At 58.1% G+C, this 14,356-nt stretch carries 11 protein-coding genes and 2 pseudogenes; 5 read left to right on the top strand and 8 right to left on the bottom strand.

Features of this window, described 5'->3' with window-relative positions:
• The first annotated feature begins 157 nt into the window (after nt 1–157).
• The 3 genes from AC0L3I_RS29645 (at nt 158) to AC0L3I_RS29635 (ending at nt 4,144) form a co-directional block, all read left to right on the top strand.
• Entirely contained in the window at nt 158–745 is a 588-nt protein-coding gene (locus AC0L3I_RS29645) for an acetyltransferase domain-containing protein (RefSeq protein ID WP_473529240.1), read from the top strand.
• Nucleotides 746–1,909: 1,164 nt separating this feature from the next.
• The gene (locus AC0L3I_RS29640) at nt 1,910–2,926 is read left to right on the top strand and encodes a nucleotide disphospho-sugar-binding domain-containing protein (RefSeq protein WP_473529239.1); all 1,017 of its coding nucleotides are present in this window, start codon (nt 1,910–1,912) and stop codon (nt 2,924–2,926) included.
• A 528-nt stretch (nt 2,927–3,454) separates the two neighbouring features.
• Entirely contained in the window at nt 3,455–4,144 is a 690-nt protein-coding gene (locus AC0L3I_RS29635) for an alpha/beta fold hydrolase (RefSeq protein WP_473529238.1), read from the top strand.
• Nucleotides 4,145–4,523: 379 nt separating this feature from the next.
• On the opposite strand, the gene AC0L3I_RS29630 is transcribed toward AC0L3I_RS29635, so the two are convergent.
• The 8 genes and pseudogenes from AC0L3I_RS29630 to AC0L3I_RS29595 form a co-directional block, all read right to left on the bottom strand.
• Nucleotides 4,524–4,847 (bottom strand): hypothetical protein, encoded by a 324-nt coding sequence (locus tag AC0L3I_RS29630; protein WP_473529237.1) that lies wholly within the window; start codon nt 4,845–4,847, stop codon nt 4,524–4,526.
• Nucleotides 4,848–5,117: 270 nt separating this feature from the next.
• Nucleotides 5,118–5,879: a glycoside hydrolase domain-containing protein gene (locus AC0L3I_RS29625; RefSeq protein WP_473529236.1), complete on the bottom strand. Its 762-nt coding sequence runs from the start codon at nt 5,877–5,879 to the stop codon at nt 5,118–5,120.
• Nucleotides 5,880–5,920: 41 nt separating this feature from the next.
• A complete protein-coding gene (locus AC0L3I_RS29620; protein WP_473529235.1) occupies nt 5,921–6,352 on the bottom strand; it encodes a glutamate acetyltransferase in 432 nt (143 codons plus the stop codon).
• A gap of 279 nt (nt 6,353–6,631) precedes the next feature.
• Nucleotides 6,632–7,507, bottom strand: a complete 876-nt coding sequence (locus tag AC0L3I_RS29615; protein WP_473529234.1) for a hypothetical protein — start codon at nt 7,505–7,507, stop codon at nt 6,632–6,634.
• A gap of 132 nt (nt 7,508–7,639) precedes the next feature.
• Nucleotides 7,640–8,374 (bottom strand): helix-turn-helix domain-containing protein, encoded by a 735-nt coding sequence (locus AC0L3I_RS29610; RefSeq protein ID WP_473529233.1) that lies wholly within the window; start codon nt 8,372–8,374, stop codon nt 7,640–7,642.
• A gap of 246 nt (nt 8,375–8,620) precedes the next feature.
• Complete coding sequence (locus AC0L3I_RS29605; RefSeq protein WP_473529293.1) at nt 8,621–9,643, bottom strand: LysR family transcriptional regulator; 1,023 nt, start codon at nt 9,641–9,643, stop codon at nt 8,621–8,623.
• A gap of 416 nt (nt 9,644–10,059) precedes the next feature.
• Nucleotides 10,060–11,484, bottom strand: coding sequence for an alpha,alpha-trehalose-phosphate synthase (UDP-forming) (locus tag AC0L3I_RS29600; protein WP_292516523.1), 1,425 nt, complete (start codon nt 11,482–11,484; stop codon nt 10,060–10,062).
• A 229-nt stretch (nt 11,485–11,713) separates the two neighbouring features.
• Nucleotides 11,714–11,847 (bottom strand): annotated as a pseudogene (locus tag AC0L3I_RS29595) (LLM class flavin-dependent oxidoreductase); the annotation flags it as partial.
• A gap of 118 nt (nt 11,848–11,965) precedes the next feature.
• Here AC0L3I_RS29595 and AC0L3I_RS29590 point away from each other — a divergent pair.
• A pseudogene (locus tag AC0L3I_RS29590) lies at nt 11,966–12,152 on the top strand (Tn3 family transposase); the annotation flags it as partial.
• Nucleotides 12,153–13,454: 1,302 nt separating this feature from the next.
• Nucleotides 13,455–13,625, top strand: a complete 171-nt coding sequence (locus AC0L3I_RS29585) for a hypothetical protein (protein WP_473529232.1) — start codon at nt 13,455–13,457, stop codon at nt 13,623–13,625.
• Nucleotides 13,626–14,356: the final 731 nt, after the last annotated feature.

Raw genomic sequence — 14,356 nt, 5'->3', positions numbered from 1 at the left:
GGCCAAAAGAGCTGAACAGCAAGCATAAACTTTGTCGCCGGTTCGTCCGTCAGATTGGAACGAGATTTGCACCCTTTGAGGGTGAGACGACGGCAGCAGCCGACCGGCTCTCCTGTCGCAGGCCCCGCGACCGACACAACCAAGGAAGGAGCCCAGCATGGGACAGGCACCGCCAGTCGAGAACTCGCCGATGGCCGGCGCGAGCCATGGGTCGGTCGGAGATCGGTTGGTCGGCATCGACCTCGCTCGGGGCCTGGTTGTCTTCGGGATGTATGCCGCCCATCTCGGTCCCGACCCCGGCGAAGGAGGACTAGTTGGGTTTCTGATGGAACTAACCCATCGCCCGTTTGCCGTATTGGCCGGTTTTTCGATGCTCCTGATTACCGGTCGCAAAGCGCCGAAGTCGGGGATAGCCGGTGCCAGAGTCGCAATTCGTGCCCTTGTTTTGCTCGCTCTTGGCTCAATCCTGGTCTACCTCGGCACCCAGGTCCTGATCGTTCTGCCATACTACGGAATCTGCTTCTTGTTGGTCCTGCCGCTCTGTCAGCTCAGTGCAGAGCCGCTGGGCTTCCTCGCTGCGGCGACCGCATTAGTTCTACCGCAATTGCGCTTCCACCTTGCGTCAATGTTTGGCTCCGAGAAGTCGTACTTTCGATCCGGTGTTCGAGCTTATGGTCAGCGGCATTTATCCCGCGACAACCTGGGTTCCTTTCGTGATCGCAGGCATTGCCATTGCGCGCCTTGACCTTAGTACGCAGGCAATGCATTGGCGCCTCGGCCTAACGGGGGTCGCGCTGGCTGTGTTGGGCCATGGCGGATCCTTCCTCGCGCTGCGTTTGCTGCCTGATGTACCCGGCGATCTGCAGGAATCCGCCGGGTGGTGGTCGGACGGCGGCGACCTCCCCTGGTCGCCATGGATAGCCGCACCTCATGGCGAAACGACGTTCTCGATCGTGGGCAGCACCGGTTGCGCAATGAGCATGTTGGCGGCTTGCTGGCTCGCTATGGATGCGCTCCCGCAGCTGCAAAAGCTGGTCTGGCCAATAATCGCAGTCGGCTCGATGTCTTTGACCGTCTATGTCCTGCACATTATAGGAATATATTTCCTTGGAGGAGGCTCGGGCCTGTGCGTTCTCTTTGGCTTCATATTGGTTGTAAGCACTTTCACGTTTTCGCCCGCCTCCATGCGCTGGAGCAGCTCCCGTTTTTGGTCCTCATCAATAAATCCTTGCCTTCCGGCGATGCCCTCAGTTTCCTCCCTTGCAGGGAAACTGTCCGCCATTTTTTGTCTCTCAGTCCAGGGGTGCACTCCACCACTGTCCGGGAATTAGCGGAACCCCTGTCCGGCTTTGCGAAATGCGCACTTAGGAATGTGGAAGCGCTGCTTGATCTTCCCCGAGCAGCCTGCGGTATTAGTAGAACTAGTATATTGCGTTGCCTCCATGATGCCGTTTGGATCAGGGCGGCGGACCGGGTCATGCTCTCCGCCGCTACCGCTAGCATCAACATAGCTGTGCGCGGATCGATCACCGGCAGCACTGGGCATTGAGAGATCCGTCGCGAAATTCAAGCAGTGGCGGCCATCGTCGCCTCGCGTTGCTTGCGCGAAAGCGGGGCCTTTGGAGTGCGTCATGATGTGTGATCAATGTCCTGGGTGGTATTCTGCCGGGGGGCGAGAGCTACGCTTTGAAAAGCGGAGTCATACCCATCCTCGTCATGAGGGCACCGTCATCGGTCAAGTTTTCGTTGGTGGTCGCCTGATTTCGAACGAATTCGGTTCCATTCACAATTAAGGTGAGGTGTTGTTGTGTATAGCTTCCTGCTTGCGTCCTGGGGGACGTCGGGTAATCTGAGTCCGTTGCTGACTGCGGCCCGAAGACTGCAACGGCGCGGCCATAGCGTCCGCGTCATGGCTGATCCAGTGATGCAGAGTGAAGTGGCTTCGGCGGACTGCGAATTCGTGTTCTGGCGGCGTGCCCCGATAGGCAAAGACGCGGACCCGACTAACTTTTCGGACATCCGTGACTGGTTTCAAAAGGCGGTGTTCGGCCCCGCGCCAGCCTATGCGGCCGATATCCGGGATGAGATCGGCCGCATCCCGACGGATGCTGTCATTGCCATCGATCTATTGTTCGGTGCCGTATTGGGCGCCGAAGCTGCGGGCGTGCCTATCGCAATGTTGGCACCCCATGTTAGCCTTCGCCCTCTCCCAGGGACTCCGCCGGTCACCAGCGGGTTCGTGCAGCCGCAAACGCCAAAAGAGCGGATCGCGGCCGCTGCGGCGAGCGAAGGCTGGGCGTGCTTTTTGAACCAGTTCCTTCCACTTTTAAACGAGGCGCGCGCCGGCCTCGGCCTCTGCGGCTTAGACAAGACGGTGGATTTGTTCCAGTGTGCTGATCGGTACTTGCTCGCGATCAGCCAGACCTTCGACTTTTCAGCCGACTCTCTGCCCGATAACGTTCGTTATGTCGGGCCGCTGCTCGATCAACCGAATTGGTCGAAGGGCTGGGCGGCTCCCTGGCCTATGGACTCCGGTCGACCTCGTGTGCTTGTCGCCTGCAGCACCGGGGCTCAGGGTCAAGACGAATTGGTTCAGCGGATCATCAGCGCACTGGGTACGCTGGACGTGGACGCAGTAGCGACCATCGGCCCCCATCTTGACTCGAGAAAACTGGAGGCCCCCAGGAACGTGCATCTGCTGCACGGTGCACCGCATGACCTAGTGATGAAGGAAGTCTGCCTCGTCGTGACGCAGGGCGGCCACGGCACCGTCAGCCGCGCGTTGATAAACGGTCTGCCGCAATTGGTGCTCCCGAACGGGCGCGACCAAGGGGATAATGCCGCACGAGTTGTGTCGAAGGGAGCTGGTCTACGCCTACCGTCGAGTGCTCCTGAGGCCGAGATCGCGACGCCGTCAGTCGGCTAGTTCAGGAACCGTGTTACCGGGATGCGGCCCGACGCTTAGGCGATGCCATGAAACATGAAATCGCGGCCTCCGCTCTCGTTGACGAATTGGAGGCTATGGTGGCAAATAGGCGCGTTGTCTGATCGCCGCTTTGACACTGGCGGTCCGATCCTGCTCAGACATTTAGATCCTTCAAGTTCACCTTCGGCCGCGTCGGCATCTTACCGACTGGCTTTACGCATCCACGTCATTCCCGCCGATGCTTCTGCACCGGGCCAAGTCGACATTCCCCGGCTTGGTGCCTCTTACAGACCATCGTGTTTCAGCATCAGTCGGTTCCTATTTTGCCGAGGGTCAGGACCGATTGATAGCGGCCTTCCGCTTTCGATCGGGCCGTCTGCTTTCAGGAACTGTCAATCCGGCTACGCCGGCCGGGAAAGGATCGGCGAACGCATCGCCTCCGCGATCTGACTGCGTTCGGGTCCATTCTCCGCTCTGGGCACAATCATCTACCCTTTAGAAGGCCAACACAGAGAAAAGGAGCCGCACTTGAAGAACGCAGCCCGATCGGGTCCCATTCTGATGAAGCGCGCCGGGGTATGCCTCGCACACTTCGAAGCAAGACCGGCTTCACCCCTGACTCCACCGCTGATCTTAATTCACGGTTGGACAGGCGATCACAGGATATTCACGCCGCAGATCGAATATTTTGCTCACAGTCGGCACGTTGTAGCGGTCAACCTTCGCGGTCACGGGGAGAGCGACGGACCGAAGCAGGAGTACACGATCGAGGGTTTTGCCGATGACGTAGCATGGCAATGCGCCGAGCTGAAGCTGGAGAAACCGCTGATCATCGGCCACAGCATGGGTGGATCGGTCGCACTTGATCTGTGCGGGCGCTATCCAGACCAGGTCTCAGGTCTGGTGATGATCGATTCCATTGTCACGCCAGGATCGGCGTTGCGCGAAAGCGCCGACGTCGGTCGTTTACTGGATGAAATTTCCGGTCCAAACTATCGGGCCGTTTTGCGGAAAAATGCGTTGTCCATGGCCGTCGACTACGACGATATTGCCAGGCGCGAGAGCATCCACAACATCTACATCCAGCCCTCGTGCGAGAAGACACCGCAGCATGTGGCCTATTCGGCAATGCGTAACTACATTCTCAACTATGACGCGTCTCCGCCGCATCGCGTTGCAAAGTCCCTATGGCTTACATATCGGCGGATGTGCCGTTAGTGAACGCTACCCGGGATCTCGACTGGCTAAAGGCTCGTTGTTCGCAGCTCATCCTGGCCAAGACGTTGTTAGCTGGCCATTTCAACACCATCGAAGTGGCTGACCAGGTGAATGCAATGCTCGACCGCTTCCTAGCAGTCGGCCTCCGACGCCGCGCCACTACGCGTATGTAATACATGTGCGCAGGGCGCTGCATACACGTCAGTGGTGGGTTTGGTCGGGTTATGACCGGCGTTTCGGCCGATCGGCTAAGCGTGTCCGTTCGCAAGATGGCGTGCTTCCGTCCTGCGATTTTGAGACATTTCCAATTCGTGACCCTCCGCATTTGTTTCGTGGCTTCGGTCATATAGCCAGGATTCCCATCGGTCCGTAGCTGTGATTATGGGGTGGCCCGCCCCTCTCTGGAGCGATCCGTTAGGATTGCTCCGTTTGGAACCAGAGAGGGGACGAGCGCCTCGCGGTCGATCGGCATCTGCGCGAGTTCGACCAATTGGGCGAAGACCTCCAGGTCATCGAACGCGATGTTGCCCGCTCGGCTCTCGCGGATGAAGGCGTGAAGCGGGTGATGACCATTCCCGGCGGGGCGGCGAAGCCCCTGAGCCACGCGACCGAAAGCGGCGCAACAGGGCAGGATGGTCTGCGAAGAGTTCTCGGTCGAGCCGTCGGCGGCAGGCGGTGTAATAGATCCTTCAAAGAAATTCATAGACTCTTAGAAAACTCCAAACCGCTGCCAATGCTAACAACATAGACTCATTAAACGCCGTCTCGTTGGCCTTCTTTGTTGCAGGAGCTGACTTGGGAAGCATCTCGATCCGTGTTGATGGTGTAGCCATCCATATGAAGCGCGCCGTCCACCCCCACGACGCAATCACCACGATCGGGCAAGCTGCCATGACAAAGGCTTAGTTAATCCATTGAGCATCTCACGCTTCCTCCAAGTACCCGCGTCTACGAGCCGGAGTCCCTCGCCATCCTAGGCCAGAGAGCCTTCGCCCGACTCATCAACTTGGAAGGCCCCGATCTCCCTCCGAGGAACCCGAACGATATTGCGATCATAGCCCACCCCAGAGGGGTCATGGGCAACCTCTGGAGGTACCTGCCGCATCGACCATCGGTTGGAATAGAAGAACTGCTCGGTTCCAAGAAACAGTCGCGACATAGATATCCATGGAACCGTGATCAGTCCCTCCGCTAATAATTTTGAGAGCACGGCACCGCTCCCATACGCGCCGATTACGAAATTGCCGTTGATCTCCTCTTTAATCGCGTGGAAGTAGGCGAGGATGGGGCCGTCGATCTGCGTAGCCGGATAGTCCAAATCGACGGCGAAAAAAATCGTACTGCCCCTATCTTTCGGCTGGCCGACTCGCTTTGCGAACCCCATAGCACTCTTTGCATTTGCAGTACCGATCGAGCTCGAGAAATTGGAAATATGGCGGCTGCTGTCCTGGAAAATCGGTAGAATTCCGAAACCCTGCCTAGACAGCAGTTTCGCCTCTTTGAGCGTGACGGTTTTTGGCCTCGCGGAACTCGCGTAATACCGAACGACCGTGGTCACCCCAGATCTTCGCAAGAAAGTGAGAAATTTCCGGCCCGCCTTATTGTTGAGACGAACGCTGACATCCGCTGCGGACCATCCGTCCGCCTTCGCGAAGTCTTCACAATAGGGCATGGGCTTTCCCGCTACAAGGCGCACACCGACTTCGCTTCCGCCGACGGAATGTGCGGTATTCACATATTCCTCCTTCTGGCTGAATGTAGAATCTGGCATACGGATCAGGGCAAGACGCGCAGGTAGTAAGGTGAGTCGCTCGGCGGGCCGAAGCGGCCGAAAACCTGCGCGATAGTGGACTGCGTATTCTTGTTTGACAGATTCAGGCACGCCTTCAGCAATGTTGAGGTGACGGCGAAACTGCCAGGGCTTCCACCATCGAAAACGGCAAGGCAGGTTAAAGATAAATAGATTTTCGCGGAGTCCGATTGATCCAGGATGAAGCAATTGAATGCAGTCGGTTCGCCGTATCTGCTCAGATAGACACTGATGGGCTTCGCCAGATTGACGCCTGCTTTGTCGCCGTCGGCAGCATCGGCGCAAATTGACGCAAGGGTTCTTGGGAAATCCGCAACGGCCATCCTGCGGTTCAGGGTCTTCGAAGCCATGGCGGCGTCCACCTGGTTCGGCACCATTTGCATGGCATTCTGCCACAATACTAGGATCCAAGTTCAGAATTGAGCCTTCGGACAGTTTCTGGATCAAGCCTGAGCAAATCCTCTCCGCTTCGAGGGGGCCGCTGCTATGGGCGCCGATTACCAGGAAGAGGCCCGCAGTTGTTTCTGCGATGGGGTTCATAGTTGGTTTCCTATAGAAGCGGGGCCGGAGTTCGTCGGCACCGCTGACAGCCGGACCTGATCTATGACGCTGGCGAGGTTTCTTCGAATTGACACCGTCGGTTGGTGCGCTGCTGCATTCGAGACCAATCATTAGGATCAGACCTGGGGCGTGATGTCTTGTTGCGGGGTCGAGCCGCCGTTAAAGAAGTTCTTGGCATTCATAAACTGCTCGGTGGCGTTCTTATTCACGATCCCCTGGAAGTTCTTGTAATCGGGGCCGCCGTTGCGGATCCGGCGAGTCTGAACGATATTGGTAACCTCGTTATAAATTATGTCGACATTGACGTATCGTGTCGACGAGCAAGAAGATTTTAGATCAAGGAAGTACTCATTGAACTTGACTTGTCGCAGAACAATTGCTCCGTAGTCGTAATATCCGCCTGCCCCGTTATCGAGAAGATAGCTTTGGTAGGTGCATGTCAGAGCCTTGTACTGCTGCGACTTGCTGTTGGCGCTGAAGGTCAGGTTGCCCATCTCAGTGAGGAAGGACTCGAAATCCGTTAGCAGAGACGCCCCGTCAGTGACGATCGCCTTCGCGATCAAGGAGAGGAACGTGGCTGAAACGGAGGTGCCAGCAAACTTGTTTGAGTAACCTTTCTGTTTTTGCCCTCCCATCGAAAGATCGGGAATGTTGCCCACAACGTTCGTCCAGGTGTTGATGTCAAGTTTTTTCGCATCAACGTTAGGATAATGGGTATGCATGTAGTGGTGAATGAGTCCTCCTATAGCCAGAAGGTTGTCCTGATTTTCTTTCATGATGCCGCTGTACGCCGGGTCATCGGTCTTCTGACCAATGAGGTGAAACTGTACTGTTCCTTGATCGTTGGCGATCGTGTCGTCACTGGGGCGCGCAGCACCTGGCTGGGCCAAAACCAGGGACTTGGCGCCGAAAAACGCGCCCGCCGCCTCATAGTTCTCGTCCGAATAGCTCTGTTCATGCCCTTGAAAATGCGCTGCGACCGCGTTCAACATGCTTGTCTTCCTTTTCTGAGCGTAGCTGTAAAAGCCGCAAAGTGCCTGGAGTGGGTAAACGCTTGAGTATCAGGTGATCTTTGCGCGTCTTCACTGGCTGTATACCAGTTTCTTCCGATCCCCACCTTTGCGTCAGGCAGACCTTTCTCTGCGCGCCGCCATTTTGCGATAGCGCAGCGGCGAGAGCCCATGGATCGCCTTGAACGCCGTGGAGAAATTGTTGCTGTTTTCGTAGCCTAAGGACTCAGCGATCTCGGCCACGCTTTCATGCCCGCTTCGCAAGCGGGCGGCAGCCTCCATCATCCGGTAGTGCCGTAACCAGGTCATAGGCCCGCAGCCAAAGGCAGCCTCGAAGCGGTTGACGAGCGTTGTCTTGTTGGTCCCGGCTATGCGCGCCAGTTCGCTGAGGGCGATCTGCTGATCGACTCGCTGTGCCAGCAGATCGCAAGCCTTCTGAACGAGGGTATCGGCTGAGAAGAATAGCGGTGCAGAACGCCGCGCGATCTGAGCGACGCAGGCGGTCAGTCTGCTCACAACTTCCTGCTCGATCAGTGGCCACAACAGGTAATCGGAATACCCGTCGGAGAAAACCGCCTCTCGGTCCAGCCTGTCTTCGGAAACCAGGGCTAGTTGCAGCAGTCCGGAAGAGAGCTTCGCATGACCGTACCCATGTTGCTCCCATTCGCGGCAATCGATGATGACGATCTGCGCGCAGCGCCCCGGCCGCAACAAACGGTGCTCAAGGATATCGATCTGCCGCACATCGTTGGGCAGATTGCCGAAGATCCGAGAACTCGCAATTTGTGCCAAACACTTACCTGCCAAAGGGTCCGGGCCAAGATACGCGGCCAGAATCGATGCATGCACCTCGGTAACACCCTGAGAACCTGGCCTGCGAAACCCTTGATGCGGCCGAACGGCGGTCGAAGGAGGTGGGTCTTGGTTTGTGTAGTTGGCTGAAACTGTGAATACCTTCTTCACAGCAGATGCTCGCTCGAAGTCAGCGCGCGTCGGTTTCACTGAGTTGGGACAGCGGAACCAGAATCGCGTCCCGATGGACGAGGGGGTAATGAACTGGCTCGGTCCTGAAGATAGTGCCAGACTTCGATCGCATCATGCTTCTTCCCTTGGCGAAGCATCAGCCGTTTGCCCTCTCATTTTCGATGGATGCGCCAGCTCTGTTCCCGCCGCCGCTGCGGCGGCAATCTTGTGGCGCAGCCAGTGATGCTCTGGGTCGCGATGGCAACGCTCGTGCCAAATCAGCCCAACCTCGTAAGGCGACAGTTCCACCGGCGGATCGACAATCGCTAGGGGGAGCAAGGCGGCGATCCGTGTCGCGACGCGGTGTGGTACAATCAGCACCAGATCGGTCGCCGCGATGGCCACAGCGGCCGTCAGGAGGTTGGAAACCAGCACCGGATCGCGATCTTGGAGGTGTAAATTGGCCAGATCGTCATGCACCCGGCCGAAGCCGTCCTTCGAATCCGAGTCAATGGCGGCGTGGCGAAGGGCAGCGAAGGCCTCCATCGTCCATTCCTGCGCCAGGGCTGGGTGGTCGCAACGTAGCAGGCACGCGAAGCGGTCAGTATAGAGCCTGCGCCGAAAGAAGCCCGGTGGCGTGCCACCGGTCTGCCCAACGGCCAGATCGATCTCGCCTTGTTCAAGCCGCCGGAGCGCGCCAGTTAGAAACGAGCCGGTGACGATGTCGAGATTAGGCGCGTGCTCGCGCAGCAGGGGTAGGAGAGGCGGCAGCAAGATCAGGGCTTGATGGTCGGGTATCGCCATTATTGTCTTTGATCGCCATTCCCCCTGGCGGTTCACCATCCCGCGGAGCGCATCCAACACCGGCGGCAGCATTTGGGCCAACCGTTCGGCCTGCGGCGTCGGGACCAAGCCGCTCGAGCCTCGAACCAAAAGATCGTCATTGAAAATGCCACGCAGCCTTGTCAACGCTCGGCTCATCGACGGTTGGCTCAAGCGCACGTGCCGAGCCGCATGCGTGACGTTGCGGTGCTCCAGCAGCGCCTCAAGAGACAACAGTAAATTCAGGTCAATGGATGCCAGCATTTGCTGTGGCCGTGCGGCGCGAGCGCCGCCGACAATCAGTCGTGGCCGCTCACACGTGTTTGAAGAAATCTGCCGACTGCAAGAGAGCTCACCCATGTCTTTTTCCTCTTGTTTTAATATGGAATGTGCTCAAGCTAACGTCTTGAGATCTGACGTCCGGTGTAGGTCGATGCTGCTTAGCACATCAGCAATGTCGCCAACCGGGTGGTCGACATATTCAATACACGGGGTCTCGATCAGCGAAGCGATAACAGTCGAATGCTCGACACTGACGGATCCGGCGACGAGAGCCCTATTGCGGATCGGCTCAACTAGTTCGATGAGTGGCCGCAGCCGCGAGTTCTTCGCTCCCGTGCCAGCACAATCGGTTACAACCCAACTGGGTAATTGGTCTGCGGTCGTCGCCATCCGGCTTACCCACAGCACATTAACCACGCCTCGGCGAGGCCCGAATGCTGCCCTGATTCACTTGGTCGCGATCAGCCTCATGCTGGCAAGTCCTCCGCCTCGAGGTTGGCGAGAAAGTCGTGGCACCATCGATACACATCGTGGCCGTTGAGACTGTTCTTCATTGCGCCCCAACGGTCTTTCCGTTCGTCTGGCGACATGCGAAATGCCTTTTCCGTGGAGGCCGCCACAGCCTCTGGGTCATAGGGATTGACAAGCACCGCTCCCTCCAATTCGCCAGCGGCGCCGGCGAATTGCGAGAGCACGAGGACGCCCGGATTGCTTGGGTCTTGCGCAGCCACATATTCCTTCGCCACCAGATTCATGCCGTCGCGGAGCGGCGTCACCAGGCCAACGCGTGCCAGTCGATAGAGGCCGGCCAGTTGCAGCGGGCCATGCGAACGATTGGTGTAGTGCACTGGTACCCAATCGATGGTTCCAAGTTCCCCATTGACACTTCCCACCAATTCGGCGATGCGCTTTTGCAGCGCCAGATAGGCCGGTATTTCCCCGCGGGATTTCGGGGTAATCTGCAGCAGTAGCGTCTTGCGGACGCGATGGCTGTTACGATCGAGGAAATGACGAAACGCCACGATGCGCTGATCGATGCCCTTGGAATAATCCAATCGGTCGACACCAATGGCGACGTCACAGCCAGCAGTCCTCTTGTAAACTTCCTGCAGATCCCCGTCGCGCGTCGCTAGCTCTGCGAGGCTCTCGAACTTGGCCGTGTCGATACCGATTGGAAAAACCCCGCAGCGAAACTCCCGCCCTTTGACTAGGCAGCTACGGTCTTTCATGAGACGCCCTAAGTTTCGGCGGCGTAGACATTCGGCGAAGTTGTCAAGATCGTCGTCGGTTTGAAAGCCGACAAGGTCATAGAACGAAAGCGCTTCCAGTAATTCTTCGCAGAGCGGCACGGTGGCGAGGATGTCCGCCGGCGGCCATGGTATGTGCAGGAAAAAGCCGATCCGGTTGCGGCAGCCGCGCTCGCGCAGTTCTTTCCCTAGAGGGATCAGGTGATAATCCTGCACCCATATGACGTCGTCTTCGCGGTGGAGCGGCATCAAAGACTCTGCGAAGAGTCGGTTGACGCGGTAGTATCCTGACTTTCTCGCGTCGTTGTATTCGGCGAGGTCGACACGGCAGTGGAAGACCGGCCAAAGAACCCTGTTGGCGAAGCCGTAGTAATATTCGTCCAGATCCTTCTGTGAGAGATCGGCAAGGGCATAGGTGATGCCGTTGGCCTCCTGCATCGTCGGTGACAGCTGGTTCTTCTCGGCTTTCACCTTCCCCGACCAGCCCATCCAAAGGCCGCCTCGTTGCTTGAGCGCGGCGTTCAGCGCAATGGCCATTCCGCCCGGGGGCAGTGACCCGTGCTCGTCGGGCAGCGCAACCCTGTTTGACACGATGACCAGTCTACCATCTCCACCGTCCCCACCGACACTCATAATGTTCTTCATGGTCACTCCTGTTGCCTGCCAGCTTTTGGCTTTGATCGCAGCCAAGTTAGGGACGGTCATCAGGTGGGACAATCTCATTAGGCGTATGGCAGAATAGCGCACACAAATAGGCACTACGCGGGGCAGGAACTGAGCTCCCAAAGCTTCGGTTTTTGGATCATGTTTCTCCTGAGTTTTTTAACTGAGAGCGTGGGCCCGATTCCGTACGACCACTAGTGTGGCAGACCGGCGCCTCCGGGTTCGCGATGAGCGCATCAACCTCCCAACTTTCCCAGAGCTTTGTCACCACGTCTACGAATTCGCCCGCGCTCTTGTACGGTCGGCGTGGGTTGGGTGTCGGTCAAAGCCGAAATTCAACGCCGCGACCCGACCATTGGCCAGACACGCTTTCATTGGCTGCGATCGGCGCCGGATGCGCCTGGTGCCTCAAACCTGGCGGGCTGACCGACCGGATTGCCTACCTGCCCAAGCTGGAAATCGATTGCTTCATCTTGCGGCGTCGATCAACACCCGTGCCATTGTGCCCTCGACGATCTTGAAGAAGCTTTCGGCATCACCGAGAGAAGCCAACTGGCCAAGCTCTTCGGGAACTCGGCCGCATCGAGCGGTCGCTCTCCACGATCGAATGGTATTCGAGTCCGGCATTGCGCCGACGATGTCAGGCCGGTCGTCCCTGATGGCGCTGAGAGCAATGGTTATGTGCAACGCGGTCGCAAACCCGGCAGGCCGCCCTGGTTACATCGGCTTGAGCAAGCGCCCACACTGAGGCGCCCGTATCGGAAGTCGGCGCGCATTCGTCGAGGTCGATCTGCGGCTGACGGAGAGTGACAAAAATCGTATCGCCGATGTTGTCACAATGCTGAGCGAGTATCGGATCCCGCTGCGGCCGACGCCGGCGAACGAAGCTAGTTCGAGCGGCGGCTCTCTAGTCTAAGCCGAGGGATGCCTGACTGAACGGCACCCGATCGGCCTGCGCAATCCCGACCAGCTGACGGCCGATCGGGCGCTCTCGTTGTGGCCGTCCCCACCGCCATGCAACATTTTCTACTTTGCTGGCGCCCCGACATTAGGACACCGGTCGGCGCTAGCCGCCCTGCGTCGAACTGCGCCTGGTCAAGAACAGCGCGGCCTCGCGCGGAAGCGGCTCACAGGGTCGGGGCATGTCGCGATGCGTTCGCAGATAGTGCAGTGTTCTGCAAGTCAACAGCTCCTATATCGAGATGGCAGCGCCTCACGGTAGCGCGGGTTCTGCCGGCCGCATCGACCGCCGCGCCTCCGCCAGATCGAGCGGCGTAGAGCCTCCAACATTGGGTTCGCGGTGCCGCTGTCCTAGCCAGCGAAGGTCGTGTTCGTCATCCCCGCGGTTCGCGTGCATCCGCCGCTGGCCCATCTAATGCGCGCTTCGCCCTGCGGACAGCAGACAGCGAAGCCGCCATGGCCGCGAAAATCTCGCAATGTCGGCTCGATTCCAGGTCCCGCCCGCCACTTTTGCGAGGTGATCCGTGCAGGTGCCGGTGGATCATGCAATCCATCCCGTGACCGCATCATTGCCATCGTCCTCCTTCAGGCGGCCGAGCCTTCCGACGCCGAATCGATTATGACGATACTCTCTGAAGAACAGTCTCTTTTAGAGAGCGTGACGGTCTGCGCCGTCTTACCGAGTTTCAGCCTTTGCCATCGCCTCCTGCCCTCCCTGCCGCGCGTCACTCTACCCTGCTCGCATCGCCTCACCTCACGCGGGAAAAGAGTGTCGTTAACGTCATCCTGTGCGGCAAATGTCACAGCGATAAGACAGAACGCAGAAACGCCATAATGGCGTCCTGCCAAGCAATGGGCATCGAGGATGCCGAGGCCTCAGTGATCCTGGGTTCGATTCCTGCAAGCGGGCCGGCTGGCTCTTTAACCGGCCTTCCCTGGCGCTCGCGCGCCGGCAACTTCGCCACGGTTACCTCCGATGTGGAGAAGCTGTCATGTCGCAATCCGCTGTCGGTCAGGACTGGCACACGGCCAACAAGGCGCGTTCGGGGCTGACACCGTCAAGCTCGGAGGGCATTCCTAGTCAAGTCGTTGCAGCTCCCGGCTTGAAGTCGGTGACCGGCTTAAGAAGGTTCCTGATCGCCGCACTGGGACATTATTCCTGACCCGCTCAATTGGATCAGGCTACCCTAACGACACAAAAAGACTCGGCACAATCTGGGTGCCGGGTCTTTAAGGTCACATGTGATTGGGCAGGTGCTGTGACGCTTCTTGGCTACGCCCCGCATGATTAACGAGCCGTTAACTGCGGGGCATTCCTCAGCTTCTATTCGGCGACAAGAGCGTCCAGATAGGTCTCTTGGCGCCGGGAATAACCCATATGCCCCGGACAGTGTGCCGGCGTTGTTGCGTTCATGGGTTCAATGGGTGATTGATTTCGCTGTTTTCGGTGTTGGTCAAGAGGGCCCGCTGCATTTTTGCTTTCGCAAGCTGTCGCCCGTCAGCGATGTGATGGCGGAATATCCTATCAGGAATCAACGCCCTGTAAGGCCCTCTCGAGATCGCACAAACGGGAGTCGGCTTCCGATTTGCTGTCCGCCTTCGCGGCGATCTTCGCCACCCGGCTGATTGCCGCCGCAAGCCTGCGCGTGCGATGGCTCTACCGGCCAGAAACTCGGGACGGCTTATGGATGATGCTGGGGACACATTGGCAGGGCTCGCTTGGCAACCCTATTGCAGAGTCAACCGGGCCAGGGCGACATAATCAAGGGCTCTCGCATAAGACAAGCCGGTGTTTGGTTACTCCCGGATCATCTGCGATTTAAATCAAATCCGTCTGTGGATATTGACGATTGCGCGACCCTCACCTCGTAGACGGCCAGCGCGGGCGGCAACT

The sequence above is a fragment of the Mesorhizobium sp. WSM4840 genome, from assembly GCF_055811755.1.
The sequence above is the reverse complement of the archived record's forward strand: the minus strand, read 5'-3'. Positions and strand labels throughout refer to the sequence as shown.